This window comes from Halovibrio sp. HP20-59 (assembly GCF_033052795.2).
Lineage (GTDB): Bacteria > Pseudomonadota > Gammaproteobacteria > Pseudomonadales > Halomonadaceae > Vreelandella.
This window is the reverse complement of sequence record NZ_JAWJUW020000054.1, coordinates 1-638: the sequence shown is the minus strand read 5'-3', so window position 1 is coordinate 638 and position 638 is coordinate 1. Positions and strand designations below refer to the sequence as shown.

The window sequence follows — 638 nt, the reverse complement described above, 5'->3', positions numbered from 1 at the left end:
TAGGGCCTGTTGACGTTTCACATGGGCAGCCATAAAAAACCACAAGCTAAGGCCACCATGCTTTCGTAGTTTCGCTTGAGCTTGTCGTAACGCGTCGCTATGGCACGATACGGCTTCAACCGAGCAAAGGCATTCTCTACAAGATGACGATAGCGATATAACCCTCTGTCTAAACTGCTATTTCCTGTCTTTGAGTTGCGCTTGCGTGGGATCACTGAGTCCATCCCCTTGGCGTCGACCTGCTCACGGATACGCTCACTGTCATACCCTTTGTCAGCCACTAATGCCCCGCCTGTTGGCAACTCATCAATCAGCGCCTGTGCCTCAGTGCTGTCGTGTACGTCACCTCCGGTGATCCTGAAAGCAATCGGTAGTCCATAAGCGTCAACGGCTAGGTGTATCTTGCTTGTGTTGCCCGCACGGCTTTTACCAATGGCTTCTACTTCCTCTGTGGCAGCCCCTGTGCAGTCTTGATGCGCCTTGATATAGGAGCCATCAATGAAGAGCCATTCCGTATCTGGGTCTTCCACTAACCGATTAAAAACAGTCATCAATTTGCCTGCGGCCGACCAAGCGTTAAAGCGCTTATAGACCGTATTCCAGTGCCCAAAGTCGTCGGGTAAATCGCGCCACTGGCA

At 51.7% G+C, this 638-nt stretch carries 1 protein-coding gene; it reads right to left on the bottom strand.

Annotation, left to right across the window (positions count from 1 at the left end; all coding sequences use genetic code 11):
* Positions 1-17: 17 nt before the first annotated feature.
* Positions 18-638: IS5 family transposase (locus RZA33_RS19345; RefSeq protein WP_317509374.1), on the bottom strand; the 621-nt coding region annotated here is incomplete at its 5' end.